Source organism: Cohnella baijiui, from assembly GCF_020731285.1.
GTDB lineage: Bacteria > Bacillota > Bacilli > Paenibacillales > Paenibacillaceae > Cohnella.
Genome location: NZ_JAJFOW010000425.1, coordinates 1 through 223, shown reverse-complemented (window position 1 = coordinate 223; position 223 = coordinate 1). Strand labels below are relative to the sequence as shown.

1 rRNA gene is annotated in these 223 nt (G+C 52.0%); it reads left to right on the top strand.

From position 1 onward, the window contains the following. Nucleotides 1–223, top strand: a 23S ribosomal RNA gene (locus LKX83_RS33225); the annotation flags it as partial.

Sequence of the window (223 nt, the reverse complement as noted above, 5' to 3'; positions counted from 1 at the left end):
GTAGTCTGATATTGAAATTCGGCACAGCTTGTACAGGATAGGTAGGAGCCTGAGATACGTGAGCGCTAGCTTACGTGGAGGCGTTGGTGGGATACTACCCTCGCTGTGTTGGATTTCTAACCCGCACCATTTATCATGGTGGGAGACAGTGTCAGATGGGCAGTTTGACTGGGGCGGTCGCCTCCTAAAGAGTAACGGAGGCGCTCAAAGGTTCCCTCAGAAT